The sequence below is a fragment of the Nocardia testacea NBRC 100365 genome (genome assembly GCF_000308775.1).
Lineage (GTDB): Bacteria > Actinomycetota > Actinomycetes > Mycobacteriales > Mycobacteriaceae > Nocardia > Nocardia testacea.
Window position 1 is genome coordinate 45,708 of the sequence record NZ_BAGJ01000091.1, and the last position, 16,852, is coordinate 62,559.

The window sequence follows — 16,852 nt, forward strand, 5'->3', positions numbered from 1 at the left end:
CGAAAGAGGAGAATATGGCCGACAACCCCTACGACGCCCTGCCTTCGGTCCCGTCGTTCACCCTCACCTCCACCGATGTATCCGACGGCGCGACATTGGGCAAGGCTCAGGTCAGCGGTGTCTTCGGCGCCGGCGGTGCGGATGTGTCACCGCAGCTGAGCTGGTCTGGGTTTCCGGCGGAGACCAAGAGTTTCGCGGTCACCGTCTACGACCCCGACGCACCGACCGCCTCCGGTTTCTGGCACTGGGCGGTAGCGGATATCCCCGCATCGGTGACCGAGCTGCCCGCGGGGGCCGGTAGCGAGGGCGGCGAACTGCCCTCCGGCGCGGTGACTCTCCGTAACGACGGCGGGTTCGCGGGCTACGTCGGTGCCGCCCCGCCGGCCGGACACGGCCCGCACCGCTACTTCATCGTGGTGCACGCGGTGGATGTGGAGTCGCTGGGCGTGCCACCGGAGGCCTCGCCGGCGTTCCTCGGGTTCAACCTGTTCTCACACACTCTGGCCCGGGCGATCCTGGTCGGTACCTACGAGCAGAAGTAATCCCGCGCCCTCTGATGGCCCCGGCGGTATCCGCCGGGGCCATCACCGGTCACCGGGCCCGAACCTCGATGACGGTTGCGGGTGGCGACTCGGCGCAGAGCGCGGCGATCTGTGCCGCGTACTTCGCGGCGATCGGCGCGCGTTTGAGCGACATCTTGGGAGTGAGCTCGTCACCGCCCGGTTCCCAGACCGTATCGACGATGGTGAACCGTTTGATCTGTTCCACCCGGGACAGTTTGGCGTTTCCCGCCGCGATCGCCGCCCGCACGTCCTCGATGATCTCGGGGTGTCGCGCGAGCTGTGCGATATCGGCTGCCGCGGCATCGATCTCCTTGGCCCGCACCGCGGCCATATCCGCGTCGAGCACGATGAGCGCGGTGATGTAGGGCTGGGCTTCGCCGAGCGCGACCACCTGGCCCACCAGTGACGAGGCTGCTTTCACGGCGTTCTCGATATTGCTCGGGGCGATGTTCTTGCCGCTGGCGTTGATGATCATCTCTTTCTTGCGATCGATGATCCGGAGGTAGCCGTCGGGGTCGAGGACACCGATATCGCCGGTGTGCAGCCACCCCTGCGCATCGAGCGCCTCGGCGGTTTTCTCGGGCATGCCGCGATAGCCGTGGGTGACGATCTCGCCGCGCACGAGGACTTCACCGTCGTCGGCGAGACGCAGTTCGACGCCGTCGACCGGGCGGCCCACCGAGCCGGGCCGGGGTTTGTCCAGTTCGGTGAAGGTGGCGACACCGCTGGTCTCGGACATACCCCAGACCTCGGAGACGCAGAATCCGAGGCCCAGGAAGAATTCGAGGGTTTCCGGTGGAATGGGCGCGGCCCCGGAGGACGCGACGCGCAGCTCCGCGAGGCCCAGAGCCGCGCGCACCTTACCGAGGAGCAGTTTCTCGGCGACGCGGTGTTGTGCGGTGAGCAGCGGGCCGCGGCCGGTGCCGGCGAGATCGGCTCGGGCGGCGGCGATTCCGGTGGCCACGGCCCATTTCGCGAGGGCTTTGCGGGCGCCGGTTTCGGCGGCCAGCTTGGCTTCGACGCCGCCTTTGATCTTCTGCCAGACCCGGGGCACCCCGAAGAAGACCGTGGGCCGGGCGTCGGGCAGCGCGGCGGCGATCTCCCGGGGGTCGGCGACGGTGGTGATCTGGATACCTGTGACGAGATTGATGGCGTGACCGGAGATCCGGTCGGCCACATGCGCGGCGGGCAGGTAGGACAGGGCACGGTCGTCGAGTCCGACATCCATGGGACCACTGTTGAGCGCGATGATCTGGGCGAGCACATTGCGGTGGGTGAGCTCGACCCCCTTGGACGGGCCGGTGGTGCCGGAGGTGTAGATGACGGTGACCAGATCGCCCGGTTCGACGGCTCGCCACGCGGCCTCGAAGTCGAAATCCGGGTCGGGCGCGGCTTCCAGGTCCGCCAGCGTGGTGGTGCCTTCCGCGGGTCCGTCGACGAGGACGATGTGGTCCAGTGGCACTCCGGCGGCGCGGACGGTGTCGAGGAACTGCCGTTCGGTGACGACGATCTTGTTGCCGGCGTTGGTGAAGGCATGTGCGACCTGTTCCGGAGAGCAGGTGTTGTAGACGGAGAACGGGGTGGCGCCGACGTGCAGGGCAGCGGTGTCGACGAGGTTGAATTCCGGCCGGTTGGTGAGCATGACCCCGAGGGTGTCGCCGCGGCCGAGACCGAGTGCGGACAGTCCGGCGGCGATCACCCGGACCCGATCGCCGTATTCGCGCCAGGTGATCTGCTGGGTGCCTCCGACGGTGCGTAGCGCGACCGCGTGGGGCCGCAGGGTGATGGTCTGCTGGAAGGCCGCGGGCACGGTGTCGACGAGGGCGCCCGTGCGGTGCCGGTAGACGATATCTGTGGTCATGGTCCGATCCCGGTGCTGGGTGCCGCGGACCGGATACCACCGGCACCGCCGAAACGGTCACCGCGGCAGTGATGTGGATCACTATGTTACCGAGCGTTCGGTGTCCGGGGTGGGGATTGGCCTGCGTACGCGGTTGTTGCCGTCCCATTTGAGATGTGCGGCGGCGTTCGGGCCACGAAGGCCGGTAGCGGACCTCTTGTGGCCCACACGCTCACCGGCGTGCGCCTATCAGTGACTCTCGGCAGTCAGGCGAATGATGCGGTCCACCTCCTCGACAGTCGGCATCGTGCCGGGTATGTCTCCGGCGAATGCCTGTGTCGCGACCATGGCAGCTGTGGCCCAGGCAAAGTCGTGCTCATCCGCGAAACGGCGGTCTGTGTCCGACCTTCCTCGGTCGCCGACCGACGCCAACAGGCGATAGATGAGGGCGCCGACGAACGCGGACCGGGAGCCGGGGATATCCGTGAGTGCCGCCGCCTGCATGCGGGGGATGGCGACTGTGAGATGGTCGGAGCGTACGGTGCATCCGAAATCTTCGACTACGCATACTGCCCTGGCGCCTAGCATTTGCAGCTGCTCCGCGATATGGGGACCCGACCGAGCAGGAACTTCGGGAACGAGGTAATCGAGTTCCCGCAGCGATCCGATCAGATAGTCCACGTAAGGCAGATAGCGGTAGAGAACCTGTGGAGAGTCGACCTTGGCGGAGGTGACGAGTACCGGTGGGCGATCGGCCAAGGCTTGGATTGTAACCAGAGCCTGTTCGATTACCGGAAGCGGAGGCTCGAGGGTGATGAGAACGGCATCGGAATCGGCTAGGGCGGACCGGACGAGCGGTGCGGTGAGTTCGGTGTCGGTCAACCGGATCCGGTCGTCGGTGCATGCGATTGTGCCGGTGACGCCGGTACGGCTGACGATCAGGGCGGTGATCGGCGTGGCCGCCTTCGGGACGACCTTCACCAGTGAAGTGTCGATGTTCTCCGACCGTAAATAATCGAGGATGCGTCGGCCGCCCTCGTCGTCGCCGACAGAAGCAATGAATCGGACATCAATGCCCAGCCGCGCCGCAGCGACGACACAATTGAGCCCCTTGCCGCCCGGATTCGCTGTGAAACGCCCACGGGCGAATCCACGAGCGTCGGGGATGGCATCTACCTGGTAGACGTGGTCGATCACTGCATCACCGATGACCGTGAGGGTCCCGGTACTCGCTCGTGCGGGGATACGACCGTAAAGGTCGTCGCTGTGAACCGCGCCGGTGACAAGTAACGCCGCGAGCGCGGTGAAAGCACGGCGTTCGGGGGTCGCGCGGAGAGAGCGCACAGTGGGAGCCGGCGGTATGGGATCGGCGGATGCGAGTTCGTGTAGCCGCCGCCAGTGTGCCGAGAGGTATTCACGGCGTGCACCGAGATCCTGGGAGTAGAGCGCTGCGCGATCGACGTCGGGCTCGTCTTCCTCGAGTAGGCCAAGCGACAATTCGGCGTCCGTGATCACTCGGTGGGTGGGCGGCAGCCGGCGCGCGTGTTCGCGTACGACCGGAAGGACAGCTTGGGGCCGAGTGGTGCCGTGATCTTCCGCGTATCGCCTGACCACAGGGAGATCCAGCAGGGGGCTTATATCGATTTCGGTTGTTCGTAGACGCTCCAAGCTGAGGCCGGAGCGTTTGCAGAGCCGGGTCAGGATATTGCGGATCGCGACGATTGCTGTGTCGTCGTGAGGAACCATGTGGCACGCCTTTCAGCTGGTCCGCCGCTGCTTGGGGTTTCATCACCCTCGCTAGTGGCAATAACCATAGTGCAAAGGGCGTTTGACATCTGCATTGACCCGTGGACTGGCAAATGACAAACTTGAAGTGAGTTTTTCCTCGATCCAGAGGACGGGAGGGCCAGTGATCCCAGCGAGGACATCTCCGGTCAGAAGACGTCGTCACGAAGCACGGCGAGGCATGGATCTATTGAGCGCGGACTCCGAGCCATCCTCTGTGTAAGACACCCTGCGCCTGACCTGCGATCCGCCATCCCCCCGACGGCAGCGATGCCGTGCCGGCCGATTCTCCGGCCCGGTCTCGGTGCCGAGCCCCTGAGGAGGCAGCTGTGACCATCCATATCACCGACTGGTTGATGACCAGCGGTATCTCCCCCGAATTCGCCGAACGCGTGCAGACCCGGCACGGTTCGTGGTGGCGGCTGAGCTGGTTGCCCGGCCGGGATCTGTCGTTCGAGCAGGCCTATGCCGGTATGGCCGTGGACGAGACGCTGTCCGATCCCGCGCTGGTGTACGACGAGGCGGCACTGGCCCGGGCCGCCGAGTCCGTGGAACGGCTGGGCCTGGTGTGGGAGCAGGTGGTCGTACTGCTGGCCAACCGGTTGGAGGCCCGGCTGCTGGAGTCGCAGTTCCTGCACGACCGGCTGCCGCCGGGTGCGGTCTCCCGCCGGGACGGGCCCGGTGCCATCCGCAGCGGTTCCGCGGCGTGAGTGGCCGGTCCGGTCAGCGGTGTGCGGCGTGGCCGGCGCCCACGGCGTCGGCCAGGCTGCGATAACCACCGGCCCGCAGCCGCGCCGCGATACCGCGGTGGATGCTGCGGGTCCACTGCGGACCGCCGTAGATGAAGCCGGTGTATCCCTGGAGGAGCGAGGCCCCGGCGAGGATACGTTCCCACGCCTGGTCCGGGGTTTCGATCCCGCCGACGGAGACCAGCACCAAGCGGTCGCCGACCCGGGCGTACAACCGTTGCAGCACCTCCAGCGAGCGGTCGGCGACTGGGGGGCCGGACAGCCCCCCGGCCCCGATCGCGGCGACCGTGCCGGGGTCGCTGGCGAGCCCGGTGCGGCCGATGGTGGTGTTGGTGGCGACGATGCCGGCCACACCGAGTTCGACCGCCAGATCGGCGGCCGCGTCGATGTCCTCGTCGGACAGGTCGGGGGCGATCTTTACCAGGACCGGGACCCGCACGCTGTCGAGCACGGCGGTCAGCACCGGGCGCAGTGACTCCACGGCCTGCAGATCGCGCAGCCCGGGGGTATTGGGCGAACTGACATTGACGACCACGAAATCGGCGAGCGGGCCCAGCAGCCGGGCGCTGGTGGCGTAGTCCTCGGCGGCGTGGGCGGCATCGACCACCTTCGTCTTGCCGATGTTCGCGCCGATCGGCACGGTCGTCTTCCGGCCGTGCAGCCGGGCGGCCGCGGCCGCGGCGCCGAGGTTGTTGAAGCCCATCCGGTTGATGAGGGCCCGATCGTCGGGGAGCCGGAACAGGCGGGGTTGCGGATTGCCGGGCTGGGCGGCGGCGGTGACGGTCCCGATCTCGGCGAATCCGAAGCCGAGTGCGCCCCAGGCGTCGACTCCGGTCGCGTCCTTGTCGAATCCGGCGGCCAGACCCAGCGGGGCGGCGAACTCCACCCCGAACACGGTGGTCCGCAGGATGGGATCGTCCACGCCGAATATCCGGTGCAGCAGCGCCCTGATGGGCGCGAGCGCGGTGACCGCGCGGATCACGCCGAACACGAGGTGATGGATGCGTTCCGGCGGGATCAGGAACATCACCCGCAGCAGTAATCGATACAGCACGCTCATAGCTCCACGGAGTGCCCCGCAGGGCTGGTGAGGGCGGACTTACGGCGGCGCAGCAGGACGCGGCGGCTGCCGTCGGTGTAGGCGCGGACCCGGGAGAGCTCCCAGCCGCCGTATTCGGCCTGGATAGCCAGCCGCATCGACGCGGTGACCCGGGTGACGTCGGGCGGCAGGCGCAGCGGTATGTACTCGTAGTCGTCGCTGCTGGTGTCCCAGCCGGCCGGGAGCGTGGTGCGCGAGGTCGCTGCACGTCGAGTGGATGCCATCACTGCCCTCTCTTGCGCTGGTCCGCGGGGATGCGCTGCAGACCCGGTTCGGTCGCGGAGCCGACGTAGAGATCGCCGGTGGTGTCGTCGGCGGTCACCGCGTTCGGCTGCCGGATCGTCGGATACCGGCCCACCTCGCGCGGTGTACCCGTCGACAGGTCGTAGCCGACGATCTCGTTGCTCTGCGTGCACGTCACCCATACGGTGTCAGAACGCCGGTCGTAGGCGAGTGCGTAAGGCGACGATCCTACCGGGTAGCGCTGACGCAGCACGAGTGGATCGGTGGTGAAGACCAGGAGCTGGCCGCTGTCGGGATCGGTGACCACGACCCGGTCGTAGGAGGCTTCGACGAGGTTCGCGGCCCCGGTGCCGGCCCGGAGCGCGAGTCCGAGCCGCTCGCCACCGGCCGCTATCTCGGTGAGCAGGGTCTGGCGGCGGTCCAGTACGGCGAGGGTGTCGCCGGTGAGGGCGATCGCGTCGGCGGACACCAGACCGGACACGGTCTGCCGGACGCGGCCGTCCCGGCCGAGCAGCAGCACCCGGCCGTCGGCGGTACCGGCGATCAGAGTGCCGTCCGGGCGGGAGCGCACACTGCGCAGTTCGCCGTCGACGGGGATGCGGGTGACGGCGCGGGTCGCGGTGTCGATGCGCAGGATCGCGCCGTCGGCGGCGGCGAGGATCTCTCCGGCGGTGCCGGCGGCGATCGCGGTGGCCGGGTCCGGGAGCCGCACCTGATGGGTGGTGGGCGGTTCGGTGGCCGGAGTGAACACGGTGAGTGTGGTCCCGGCGGGATCGAGGCCGGCGAGGTTTCCGCTGCCCGGCTCGCCGACGAGCGCGGTGAGCGCGGTCGGGGCCGGATGGACCTGCCCGGCGGGAGCGGTGGCGGCCGGTGGTGAGACCGCCGGTGTCGCGGGTTCGCGGGTGGGTACGTCGCCGGGGCCGGGCTCACCGTCGCCCGAACAGCCGGTCAGCGCGACAGCGGCGGTGAGCAATATCGCGGCGACGGTACCGCGTGGTCTCCGGCGCCGGACCCGGTGCGCTGTGTCCGGAAACGACCGATGCTGCATTCGATTATCTGATCACGACGGGGTTGGCGGCGGTGGCAGCGGGGTATGTGGGGTGTCGGCAGCCCGGCTGCGGTGCGGACCGGGTTAACGTACGGATCAGATGGTGCGGAGGTCAGGAGTTGACGATGCACGAGGTACCGGGTTTTTCCGCCGACGAGGTGACCACGGGCCCGTTCGCGCACGGATTCGGTCGGACCGGGGACGGACGGTCGTTCGCGTTCCGCACGGTGCGGGCGACGCTGCGCCTGGAGGTCTACCGGCCCGACCTCCCTCCGGAAGAGGTGCCCGGGCCCGAAGATGTGGTGGCTGTCGCGGAAACCCATGTCACCGATATCGATCTCGACGACACCCGCAGTGTGGTGGCACTGGTACGGGATCTGCTCCCTGCCGCCGAGCCGCCGCCGCGAGGCCGTAATGTTCCGACTGTGCGGGCGCTGCTGGCCCGGATCGGGTCGGTAATCGAAGGTATGCAGTGAATGATGGTATTCATGACGTGATGCGGTACACATCTGTTTTCCGGCTGGTGCGCGGTGCGCGCGCCGGATTTATGTCACTCGCCATTCTGCTCATAGCGGCGGTTTCGATGACCACCGCCTGTGGGTCCGGGGTCGACGAGGAGGCGGTGGCGGCGGCGCGCTCCTCGGCGAAGGCCGCGTTGTCCTCGTCCGCCTCGGCGACCTCGCGGGAACTGGCGTCCCGTGCGCTCCCGACGGCCGCCGAACTGGACGGGCAGATCAAACGGGCGCTGGACCCGGCGCTGCCGGATTCGGAGCGGACCGCACTGATCGAGGACGGGGAGGCGTTCACACAGGCGATCCCCGATATGTACAAGGCACTCCAGGACAATCCGCAGGCCGTGTACGGGGTCACCGACCCGGTGTTCGACAACCACGACGGCACGGTGACCGCGACATTGCGGCTGGACAAGGACGGCTCCGGTACCGCCGTACGGACCACCGTGGTGCATTTCATCTATCTCGACGGCGCCTGGAAGTTGTCGCGGACCGATCTGTGCGGGATCCTGCGCTCGGCCGATTACCGAACTCCGGCGTGCGGTTAGACGCCGGGCGTCCGCGGATGGGCACGGCGGAAACCCACCGGTGGGGTCGTATCGTGTACCGGCACCGGGTCGCGATGCTCGTGCTCTTCCTGGCCGTGGTGGCGATATCGGGCCTGTACGGCCGTGATCTCGCGGATCGGCTGACCCAGGAGGGTTGGTTCGACGAGTCGAGCGAGTCGGTGGCGGCCTCGAAGCTGGCCGACGCGACCTTCGGCCGTGATACCGACAGCGATGTGATCGCCCTGTACACCGCGCCACCGGGGCGCACGGTGGACGATCCGCAGGTCCGGGCGGCGGTGACCGCTCAGCTGGCCGGTCTGCTGCGCGACCATCCCGACCGGGTGCTGCGGATCGACAGCTACTGGGACAGTGCGCTGTCGGGGCAGTTCGCCGACGATTCCCGGACCCACGCGTTCGCCAGTATCGGTCTGCGCGGTGAAGGTTCGGCGACCGTCGACAACTACCAGGCGATCGCCGGCGATTTGGCGGCCGGCGGTCCGGGTACCGGACCCGCCGGTACGACGGTGCAGGCAGCGGGCCTGCAGCCGGTGGTGGAGGGCATCAACACCGGGATGCAGGACGATATCCGGCGCGCCGAGATGATCGCGCTGCCGCTGGTGGCGATCCTGCTGTACTTCGTGTTCGGCGGCGTGGTGGCCGCTGTGCTGCCGGTCCTGATCGGGGGCATGACGATCCTGGGCACCCAGGGCATCATGCGGCTGCTGACCGGATACATCGAGGTGAATGTTTTCGCCAGTGCCGTGGTGACGCTGGTGAGTCTGGGCCTGGCGATCGACTACGGCCTGTTCACGGTGACCCGGTTCCGGGAGGAACTGGCCGCGGGCCGCGATGTGGAGGAGGCGGTGGCGCGGACGGTCGCCACGGCGGGTCGTACGGTGTTGTTCTCGGCCGCGATCATCGCGGTCAGCCTGGGTGCGCTGCTGATCTTCCCGAACGGGGTGCTGCGATCGGTGCCCTACGGCGGGATCAGCTCGGTGCTGCTGGCGGCGGTGCTGTCGGTGACCGCGTTACCGGCGATGCTGGCGATCGCGGGCCGGCGGATCGATCTGTGGCAGTGGCGGCGGTTCGCGCGGGCCGGTACCGAGGCCGAGATCGATCGTGGGATCTTCTCCCGGCTGGCGCGCCGGGCGATGGCGCGGCCGTGGGCGGTGATCGTTCCGGTGGTGCTGGGCCTGCTGGTGCTGATGGTGCCGTTCCGGCATATCGAGTTCGGTGGTCTGAGCGAGAAGTACCTGGCACAGGACAATCCGGCGCGGATGGCGCAGGAGGAGTTCGACGCCCTGTTCCCGGGCTTCCGGACCGAACCGCTGCGCCTGGTCGTGACGGGCGCGGACGCGTCGCAACTGAGCGATATCCGCCTACAGGCCAATACCACTCCGGGATTGACAGGCCCGTTCGAACCCGCCGCACCCACCCGCGACGGGATCAATGTGCTGGAGGCGGGGCTGGTCGACGATCGGGCCGCCGATACCGCCATCGCGGTGCTGCGCGGTATCGAGGAACCCGACGGTGTCCAGGTGATGGTGGCGGGCGTGCCGGCGCTGGAACGCGACAGTATTCACGGCCTGCTCGACGGGCTGCCGGTGCTGGCGGCCATTCTGGTGGCGGCGGCGCTGGCGTTGATGTACGCGGCATTCCGTTCGCTGATCCTGGCGGTGAAGGCGGTGGTGATGTCGGCGCTGAGCCTGGGCGCCACGCTCGGCATCCTGACCTGGATATTCGTGGAGGGGCACGGGGCGCGGTTGTTCGATTTCACCCCGGGACCGCTGATGTTCGCCGTGCTGGTGCTGATCGTGACCGTGGTGTTCGGGCTCTCGACCGACTACGAGGTATTCCTGCTGTCGCGGGTGGTGGAGGCCCGGGCCGCGGGAGCCGACCCACCGGAGGCCATCCGGTACGGGATCGCGCACACAGGCGGGGTGATCACCTCGGCGGCGGCGATCCTCATCGTGGTGACGGGTGCGTTCGGTTTCTCGGAACTGGTGATGATGAAGTACATCGCCTACGGCATGATCGCGGCCCTGGTGCTGGACGCCACGGTCATCCGGATGTTGCTGACCCCCGCCGTGCTGAAACTCGTCTGGCGACCCGGGCCGCGGGCCGCACGGCCCGGGTGACGCTCAGCCGCGTGCCGGACGGGCCGGCAGTACCAGTTGCGCGCCGGTGCCCGGATGGTCGAGGACCTCGACCGGGTACCGGTAGACGCGGGTGAGCAACTCACCGGTGAGGACCTCGCGCGGCGGCCCGGCGGCCGCGACGCGACCGTCGTCCAGTACGGCGACGCGGTCGGCGTAGGCGGCGGCGGAGGCCAGGTCGTGCAGGACGATCACCACCGCGGCGCCGGCTGCGGCGCGGTCCGCGGCGAGGGCGAGCACGGCTTCCTGATGTCCCAGGTCGAGGGCCGCGGTCGGTTCGTCCAGCAGCAGGGTCGCGGTGTCCTGGGCCAGCACCCGGGCCAGTGCGACCCGGGCCCGTTCCCCGCCGGACAGGCTGGGGAACGCCCGGCCGGCGAGGTGGGTGCTGTCGGTGGCGGCCATGGCGGCCGCGATGATCTCGCCGTCGCGGCCGGCGTGCGGGGTCCGCTGCCAGGGAGCGCGCCCCATGGCGACCACTTCCGCGGCGGTGAACGGGAAGCCGACCGTATGCGCCTGCGGCAGTACCGCGCGCCGGCGGGCCATATCGATAGGTGTCCAGCGGTCGAGCGGGTGGCCGTCGAGTTCGATGCTGCCCTCGCCGGGGTCCAGTTCGCCCGCGAGGACCGCGAGCAGCGTCGATTTACCGGCGCCGTTGGGGCCGACCAGGGCCACGACCTCACCGGCGGCGACCTGGAAATCGACGCCGTCGAGTACTCGCCGCGTCCCGCCACCGCCTCCGTGCCGGTCCAGCGTGACCGCCCGCGCGCACAATGTGACGCGACCCGGTTCCGGGGCGGCGGGCAGGTCGTGCCCGCGCCGCAGCAGCCCGGTGAACCCGTGTCGCAGGGTGGTGGTCTCCGCGGTCATGCCCAGCCTCCCGCCCGGGCCCGGGTGCGGCGCAGCAGCCAGAAGAAGAACGGGGCGCCGATGAGAGAGGTGAGCATGCCCAGCGGTAGGTCGGCGTTGTCGACCAAGGAGCGGGCGGCCACATCGGCGCCCAGCAGCACGACGGCTCCGGTGACCGCGCTGACCGGCACCAGCGCCCGATGTCCGGGCCCGACGACCATGCGCACCACATGCGGCACGATAAGGCCCACGAACAGGATGATCCCGGTGAAGGCGACTCCCGCGGTGGTCAGCACGGCGACGATCACGATCACCGTGCGCCGCAGCCGTTCCACATCGACGCCGAGATGGCGGGCCGCGGATTCACCGAGCGCGAGCAGATCGAGCCGGGGCGCGACGAGGACCGCGCCGGCGATTCCCGCAACGGTCAGGACCGCGACGACCGTGACCGCGTCCCAGGTGGCGCCGTTGAGGCTGCCGAGTTGCCAGAACACGATCTGGTCGCGTGCCGCGGGCGAGGCGACGAACAGCAGGAAGGCGATGAGCCCGCCGGCGAACGCGTTGATCGCGACACCGGTGAGCACCAGGGTCACCACTTCGGTGCGGCCGTTCGCCCGCGACAGCATGTACACCAGCGCGGTGGTGAACAGTCCGGCGGCGAACGCGGCCGCCGCGACCGACCAGGCGGCCACGAAGGCTCCGCCGAACACGATCACCGTTCCGGCGCCCACCGCCGCACCCGAGGACACTCCGATGACGCCGGGTTCGGCGAGCGGATTGGCGAACACACCCTGCAGCAGCGCCCCGGCGGTGGCCAGGGCGGCGCCCACGAGGATCGCCAGGACCACGCGCGGGAACCGGACCTCCCACAGCGTGACCTCTCCGGCCGGGTGGGCGGGCAGCGGACCCCAGTCCAGGCCGATCCGGTGCGCGACACTGCCGAAGACCTCGGCGGGCGTCGTGGGGACCTGCCCGATGGCGGCGGACGCCAGGGCCAGCACCACCAGCGCCACGGTGGCGACGGTGAAGGCGAGGACCGCGCGGCGGCCGGGGTGGCCGATGGCCGGGGGCGCGGGTCGTTTCTCCAGGGTGACGGTCATACCGGGTCCGTCCGCCGGACCGAGGGCCCTCTGCGGTGACGCGGCGCTGCCGCCCGCGGACCTGACTCGCTCATGCGCCGGGCCGGCCGTACACGGCATCGGACAGCGCGGAGATGACCCGGCCGGTATTGGGTCCGAACGACAGCAGCACCGCGTCGGACATGTCGACGATCCGCTTGTTCCGGCCCGCCGGTGTCTGCGCGATCCCGGGGATCCGGACGATACCGTCGACGCCGCCGATCGATTTCATGCCGTCGGTCATGACCAGCAGGACATCCGGGGCGGCCGCGATCATGGCTTCGCTGGTGATGGCGGTGAACGGTTCGGTCAGCCCGGCCTGCTGCCCGGCATCCTCGGCGCCCAGCGCGGCGATGAGCGCGTCGGCGCCGGAGCCGGGCCCGGCGAGCATGGTGATGGCGCTGGAGCGCAGGTACAGGAACGCGATCCGCAGCCGTGGATCCGGCACGGGTACCGCGGCGGAGGCCGCCGCGATCTCGTCGCTGGTGCGGCGACCGAGTTCCTGTCCGCGCCCGGGCACACCGAGGGCGGCGGCGACCGCCTCGATCTGCGGGACCACCCCCTCCATGGTGCGTTCCGGGTCGAAGTACACGACGGTGATCCCGGTGGCGCGCAACTGTTCCCGGACCGCCGGGGACGCGCTGGTGGTGTCGGTGAGGAACACGCTGGGCCGCAACGCCAGAATCGATTCCACATTGAGTGCGCCGTTGCCGCCGGTGACGTTCGGCAGGTGGGAGACAGCGGGGAACGCCGCCGCGGTGCTGCGGCCGACCAGGTTCTCGCCCAGGCCCAGCGCCCAGACGATCTGGGCGAGGGTGCCGTACCGATCCGCGGCGACGATCCGGCTCGCGTCGGTGACCGTGACATCGGTGCCGTCGAAGGAGCGGACGGTGGCCGGTAGGACCGGTGTGGGCGGGGGAGTGATCGGTACCGGGTCCAGGTCGTCGAGGACCGCGGTGGCCGGGCCCTGCCGGGTGGTGGCGCCGGCGGGTTCGGGACTGTCGCAGGCGGCGGTGAGTACGAGCAGGCCCGCCGCGAGTCCTGCCAGCAGTGCGCGCGCCCGTCCGGAGCGGACCCGGTGATACCTCATGAAGGCAAGGCTAATCCGTGGGGGTGCGTCCGGTGCTCGCCCGCCCCCGCACTACGGGGTGGAGCTCACATCGTCGAGGGCGGCGGCGATCGCCCGCGGCAGCTCCAGCGTTTCGGCGGCCAGTACCCCGGTGAGCTGCCCCATATCGCGGGCGCCGACGAGCATGCTCGCGACCCCGGGCCGGTCCCGCACCCACGCCAGCGCGACCGCCAGCGGGGAGGTGGCCAGCCCGTCGGCGGCGGTGACCAGTGCGTCCACCACGGCGGTGGCGCGGTCGTCGTCGAGGCGGCCGCGGATCTCGGCGGCGGTGGCCTCGTCGGCGGCGCGGGAATCGGCCGGGACACCGTCGCGGTATTTCCCGGTGAGAATGCCGCCCGCCAGCGCGGCGGTGGCCACCAGACCCGCGCCGTGGTGCGCGGCGGCCGGGACCGTATCGTCCTCCGCGCCCCGGGTGAGCAGCGAATACGGGGTCTGGACGGCGGTGATCGGGCTGACCGCGGCGAGGCTGGCCAGCTGCCAGGCGGTGAAGCCGCGGACCCCGGCGTAGCGGGTGCGTCCGGAGCTGATCGCGTATTCCAGGGTGGCGGCGATCTCGCCGAGTGGGGTGCTCGGATCCCAGGCGGTGATCTGCCACAGGTCCACGTGGTCGGTACCCAGTTCCAGCAGCGTCCGGTCCAGCTGTCGCAGCAGGCTGCGGCGCGAGCAGTCGACCGTGATACGCGCCTGCCCGGGCGGTGGCGGTTCACTGCCCGCGGGCACCGCGGGCAGATGCGGTACCAGACCCGCGCCGGCACACAGGACGAGCTCGTCGCGGGAGACCAGATCGCCGAGGAGATCGGCGAGGATCCGCTGCGCGGCCCCGCCGGCATAGGCGGGCGATGTGTCGACGAGGGTGCCGCCGGATTCGGCGAACGCGATCAGTTGCGCGGCGGCGGTATCGGGGTCGGTATGGCTGCCCCAGGTGTGGGTGGCCAACCCGATCCGGGAAACCCGCAGTCCGCTGCGGCCGACGGTGCGCTGTTCCATCACCGGGTCTCCGTGTCCGGCATGAGCGGGCAAGGCCCGGAGGCGGTAGCGACGCGCGACCACGGAGAGCCCTCGCTCATACCCGGAAGACACTGCACGGTTCGACTGATCCTCACGGCGCCCAGCCTAGAGTGTGTTCGCGCGGGGACGGTCCGCGACGATCGGTCCGCTCGGCGTGTCCGCCGCACAGCGGCCGCCGCGCGGGGTCCGGGGTGGGCACTGTAGGGTCGCTGCCGGTCGTCGCCGTGCCCGGATGCGGCCGGGGTTGCCGTAAGACCGAAGGCGGAGCGGGTTTTCGGCGTTGTACAGGAGGATGTGTGGTTGGCGAGTCGATGACCTGGGTACAGGCGTTGGTGCTCGGGTTGGTGCAGGGTCTGACGGAGTTCCTGCCGGTGTCGTCGTCGGGTCACCTGCGGATCGTGTCCTCGTTGTTCTTCGGCGACGACGCGGGCGCGTCGTTCACCGCGGTGACCCAGCTCGGTACCGAGGCCGCGGTGCTGTTGTTCTTCGCCAAGGACATCTGGCGCATCGTGCGGGTATGGTGCACCACGGTGTTCGCGAAGCTCACCACGCGGTCCCGGGAGAATGTGCCGGTCAGTGAGATGGTGACCACGAAACTTCCGGTCGTCACCGGGTCGGGGCCGGTCGGGTACGACCCCGGTGCCGAAGCGCAGCGCGAACTCGATTACCGGATGGGCTGGTATGTGATCATCGCCACCATCCCGATCGGTGTGCTGGGGCTGGTGTTCAAGGACCAGATCCGCACCGGCGCCCGGAACCTGTGGCTGGTGGCCATCATGCTGATCGTTTTCGCGCTGGTGATCGCGGCGGCCGAGCACTTCGGCCCGAAACAGCGGTCCCTGGAACAACTCACCACCCGCGACGGCCTGGTGATGGGCTTCGCGCAATGCCTGGCGTTGATCCCCGGGGTGTCCCGGTCGGGTGCGACCTCCAGTGCCGGCCTGTTCCTCGGGCTGAAACGGGAGGCGGCAGTACGGTTCTCGTTCCTGCTGGCGATCCCGGCGGTCACCGCGTCCGGACTGTTCAGTCTCCCCGACGCTTTCGAACCCGCGGGTGAGGGACTCAATGCCTCGGGCGCCCAGTTGCTGGTGGCGACCCTGGTGTCGTTCGTGGTGGGTTACGCGTCGGTGGCGTGGCTGCTGCGGTTCGTGGAGAAGCATTCGTTCTACTGGTTCGTCGGCTACCGGATCGTGCTCGGTGCCGTGATCATCGGTCTGCTCGCGGGCGGGGTCGTTTCGGCCACATGACCGATACAGACGACGCTGCCGCGGCGGCCGATTCCGGGTTCGCCGCGGGCGCGGCCGGGCGGGATCCCGGCGACGTCGCGTCCGCGCGCGGACTCGCGGACGGGCTCCGTCCGACCGCGCCCATTAGGCTGGCCGCATGACGGTGATCCTGCTGCGACACGGTGTGTCGACCTCCAATACCGGCGGCACTCTCGCCGGCCGCAGTCCCGGTGTGGAACTCACCGACCGCGGTGGCGAACAGGCCCGGGCCGTCGCAGACCGGCTCGCGGGCCTGCCGATTTCGCGGATCGTGACCTCACCGCTGCTGCGCTGCCAGCGCACCGTGTCGCCGCTGGCCGCCGAACTGGGCCTGGAGCCGGTGGTCGACGACCGGCTCGCCGAGGTCGATTACGGTGAATGGACCGGTCGCCGGATCCAGGACCTGCTGCAGGAGCCGCTGTGGCAGGTGGTGCAGCGGCATGCCTCGGCGGCGGTGTTCCCCGGCGGCGAGGGGCTGGCGCAGGTGCAGGCACGGGCGGTCTCGGCGATCCGGGAACACGATCGCGCCCTGGCCGAACTGCATGACGGGGACCGGCTGTGGGTGGCGTGCACCCATGGTGATGTGATCAAGGCGCTGCTCGCTGATGCGCTCGGGATCCATCTCGACGGATTCCAGCGGATCATGGTCGAGCCCGCCTCGCTCAGCGTTGTCCGCTACACCCGCACCGCGCCGTTCGTCACCCGGATGAACGACACCGGGGCGGACCTGTCCGGTCTGGCGCCCGCGCCGAAGGCCGAGTCCGGCACATCCGGACCGGTGCCCGGCGGGGAGATCGGGGCGGGAAGGAAAGACGGATAATGGGTATGCCCGATACCGGCGAACGCGCCACCTCTCGGCGGCATCGGGCGAATCGGCGTCCGCGCCGGGATACGGCGCAGCGGGGTACCGCAGCCGAACAGGGTCACGTATCAGGAGGTGCAT

General features: G+C 69.6%; 17 protein-coding genes. 8 read left to right on the top strand and 9 right to left on the bottom strand.

The features are described 5' to 3' along the window. Positions 1-14 precede the first annotated feature (14 nt). On the top strand, positions 15-542 hold the full coding sequence (locus tag ON38_RS13270) for a YbhB/YbcL family Raf kinase inhibitor-like protein (RefSeq protein ID WP_039825066.1): 528 nt from the start codon (positions 15-17) through the stop codon (positions 540-542). 49 nt (positions 543-591) lie between these two features. On the opposite strand, the gene ON38_RS13275 is transcribed toward ON38_RS13270, so the two are convergent. Together ON38_RS13275 and ON38_RS13280 are read right to left on the bottom strand one after the other, a co-directional pair. Next, the gene (locus ON38_RS13275; RefSeq protein ID WP_039825067.1) at positions 592-2,424 is read right to left on the bottom strand and encodes an AMP-dependent synthetase/ligase; all 1,833 of its coding nucleotides are present in this window, start codon (positions 2,422-2,424) and stop codon (positions 592-594) included. A gap of 228 nt (positions 2,425-2,652) precedes the next feature. Continuing rightward, positions 2,653-4,149 (bottom strand): carbohydrate kinase family protein, encoded by a 1,497-nt coding sequence (locus ON38_RS13280; RefSeq protein WP_039825068.1) that lies wholly within the window; start codon positions 4,147-4,149, stop codon positions 2,653-2,655. A gap of 368 nt (positions 4,150-4,517) precedes the next feature. On the opposite strand from ON38_RS13280, the gene ON38_RS35555 reads away from it, so the two are divergent. Further along, positions 4,518-4,898, top strand: a complete 381-nt coding sequence (locus ON38_RS35555) for a hypothetical protein (RefSeq protein WP_174372409.1) — start codon at positions 4,518-4,520, stop codon at positions 4,896-4,898. 13 nt (positions 4,899-4,911) lie between these two features. On the opposite strand, the gene ON38_RS13290 is transcribed toward ON38_RS35555, so the two are convergent. From ON38_RS13290 to ON38_RS13300, 3 genes are read right to left on the bottom strand one after another with little or no spacing between them, the layout of a single operon-like run. Further along, on the bottom strand, positions 4,912-5,988 hold the full coding sequence (locus tag ON38_RS13290; RefSeq protein WP_039825111.1) for a quinone-dependent dihydroorotate dehydrogenase: 1,077 nt from the start codon (positions 5,986-5,988) through the stop codon (positions 4,912-4,914). 5 nt (positions 5,989-5,993) lie between these two features. Then, a complete protein-coding gene (locus tag ON38_RS13295; protein ID WP_039825069.1) occupies positions 5,994-6,260 on the bottom strand; it encodes a DUF5703 family protein in 267 nt (88 codons plus the stop codon). Continuing rightward, positions 6,260-7,327 (bottom strand): YncE family protein, encoded by a 1,068-nt coding sequence (locus ON38_RS13300; protein ID WP_218000774.1) that lies wholly within the window; start codon positions 7,325-7,327, stop codon positions 6,260-6,262. Before ON38_RS13300 ends, ON38_RS13295 begins: the two co-directional genes overlap by 1 nt. Before the next feature lie 125 nt (positions 7,328-7,452). On the opposite strand from ON38_RS13300, the gene ON38_RS13305 reads away from it, so the two are divergent. Genes ON38_RS13305 through ON38_RS13315 form a run of 3 tightly spaced genes read left to right on the top strand, consistent with a single transcriptional unit; the run spans position 7,453 to position 10,525 of the window. Continuing rightward, a complete protein-coding gene (locus ON38_RS13305; protein ID WP_039825070.1) occupies positions 7,453-7,803 on the top strand; it encodes a hypothetical protein in 351 nt (116 codons plus the stop codon). A 20-nt stretch (positions 7,804-7,823) separates the two neighbouring features. Continuing rightward, the gene (locus tag ON38_RS13310) at positions 7,824-8,387 is read left to right on the top strand and encodes a WKL family lipoprotein (RefSeq protein ID WP_039825071.1); all 564 of its coding nucleotides are present in this window, start codon (positions 7,824-7,826) and stop codon (positions 8,385-8,387) included. A gap of 17 nt (positions 8,388-8,404) precedes the next feature. After that, positions 8,405-10,525, top strand: coding sequence for an MMPL family transporter (locus ON38_RS13315; protein ID WP_039825072.1), 2,121 nt, complete (start codon positions 8,405-8,407; stop codon positions 10,523-10,525). 3 nt (positions 10,526-10,528) lie between these two features. On the opposite strand, the gene ON38_RS13320 is transcribed toward ON38_RS13315, so the two are convergent. From ON38_RS13320 to ON38_RS13335, 4 genes are all read right to left on the bottom strand, one after another. Next, positions 10,529-11,410 carry a heme ABC transporter ATP-binding protein gene (locus ON38_RS13320; RefSeq protein ID WP_051164697.1) on the bottom strand — a complete coding sequence of 294 codons (882 nt, stop codon included), beginning with the start codon at positions 11,408-11,410 and terminating at the stop codon, positions 10,529-10,531. Continuing rightward, on the bottom strand, positions 11,407-12,489 hold the full coding sequence (locus tag ON38_RS13325; protein ID WP_039825073.1) for a FecCD family ABC transporter permease: 1,083 nt from the start codon (positions 12,487-12,489) through the stop codon (positions 11,407-11,409). The genes ON38_RS13320 and ON38_RS13325 overlap by 4 nt, the downstream gene beginning before the upstream one ends. A 70-nt stretch (positions 12,490-12,559) precedes the next feature. After that, complete coding sequence (locus tag ON38_RS13330; RefSeq protein WP_039825074.1) at positions 12,560-13,597, bottom strand: heme/hemin ABC transporter substrate-binding protein; 1,038 nt, start codon at positions 13,595-13,597, stop codon at positions 12,560-12,562. 51 nt (positions 13,598-13,648) lie between these two features. Beyond that, positions 13,649-14,623, bottom strand: coding sequence for an aldo/keto reductase (locus ON38_RS13335; RefSeq protein ID WP_039825075.1), 975 nt, complete (start codon positions 14,621-14,623; stop codon positions 13,649-13,651). A 317-nt stretch (positions 14,624-14,940) separates the two neighbouring features. On the opposite strand from ON38_RS13335, the gene ON38_RS13340 reads away from it, so the two are divergent. The 3 genes from ON38_RS13340 to ON38_RS13345 are packed head-to-tail and all read left to right on the top strand — an operon-like array spanning position 14,941 to position 16,729. Further along, a complete protein-coding gene (locus ON38_RS13340) occupies positions 14,941-15,891 on the top strand; it encodes an undecaprenyl-diphosphate phosphatase (protein ID WP_245564026.1) in 951 nt (316 codons plus the stop codon). Next, positions 15,888-16,031, top strand: coding sequence for a hypothetical protein (locus ON38_RS36030; RefSeq protein WP_157181760.1), 144 nt, complete (start codon positions 15,888-15,890; stop codon positions 16,029-16,031). The genes ON38_RS13340 and ON38_RS36030 overlap by 4 nt, the downstream gene beginning before the upstream one ends. Next, positions 16,028-16,729 carry a histidine phosphatase family protein gene (locus tag ON38_RS13345; RefSeq protein WP_039825077.1) on the top strand — a complete coding sequence of 234 codons (702 nt, stop codon included), beginning with the start codon at positions 16,028-16,030 and terminating at the stop codon, positions 16,727-16,729. Before ON38_RS36030 ends, ON38_RS13345 begins: the two co-directional genes overlap by 4 nt. Positions 16,730-16,852: the final 123 nt, after the last annotated feature.

Excerpts from the sequence above, each read along its gene's own strand:
- ON38_RS36030 (WP_157181760.1), top strand. The coding sequence starts at position 15,888 with ATGACCGATACAGACGACGCTGCCGCGGCGGCCGATTCCGGGTTCGCC.
- ON38_RS13310 (WP_039825071.1), top strand. The coding sequence starts at position 7,824 with ATGCGGTACACATCTGTTTTCCGGCTGGTGCGCGGTGCGCGCGCCGGA.
- ON38_RS13300 (WP_218000774.1), bottom strand. The coding sequence starts at position 7,327 with ATGCAGCATCGGTCGTTTCCGGACACAGCGCACCGGGTCCGGCGCCGG.
- ON38_RS13345 (WP_039825077.1), top strand. The coding sequence starts at position 16,028 with ATGACGGTGATCCTGCTGCGACACGGTGTGTCGACCTCCAATACCGGC.
- ON38_RS13315 (WP_039825072.1), top strand. The coding sequence starts at position 8,405 with ATGGGCACGGCGGAAACCCACCGGTGGGGTCGTATCGTGTACCGGCAC.
- ON38_RS13335 (WP_039825075.1), bottom strand. The coding sequence starts at position 14,623 with ATGGAACAGCGCACCGTCGGCCGCAGCGGACTGCGGGTTTCCCGGATC.
- ON38_RS13325 (WP_039825073.1), bottom strand. The coding sequence starts at position 12,489 with ATGACCGTCACCCTGGAGAAACGACCCGCGCCCCCGGCCATCGGCCAC.
- ON38_RS13320 (WP_051164697.1), bottom strand. The coding sequence starts at position 11,410 with ATGACCGCGGAGACCACCACCCTGCGACACGGGTTCACCGGGCTGCTG.
- ON38_RS13275 (WP_039825067.1), bottom strand. The coding sequence starts at position 2,424 with ATGACCACAGATATCGTCTACCGGCACCGCACGGGCGCCCTCGTCGAC.
- ON38_RS13330 (WP_039825074.1), bottom strand. The coding sequence starts at position 13,597 with ATGAGGTATCACCGGGTCCGCTCCGGACGGGCGCGCGCACTGCTGGCA.
- ON38_RS13280 (WP_039825068.1), bottom strand. The coding sequence starts at position 4,149 with ATGGTTCCTCACGACGACACAGCAATCGTCGCGATCCGCAATATCCTG.
- ON38_RS13270 (WP_039825066.1), top strand. The coding sequence starts at position 15 with ATGGCCGACAACCCCTACGACGCCCTGCCTTCGGTCCCGTCGTTCACC.
- ON38_RS13305 (WP_039825070.1), top strand. The coding sequence starts at position 7,453 with ATGCACGAGGTACCGGGTTTTTCCGCCGACGAGGTGACCACGGGCCCG.
- ON38_RS13295 (WP_039825069.1), bottom strand. The coding sequence starts at position 6,260 with ATGGCATCCACTCGACGTGCAGCGACCTCGCGCACCACGCTCCCGGCC.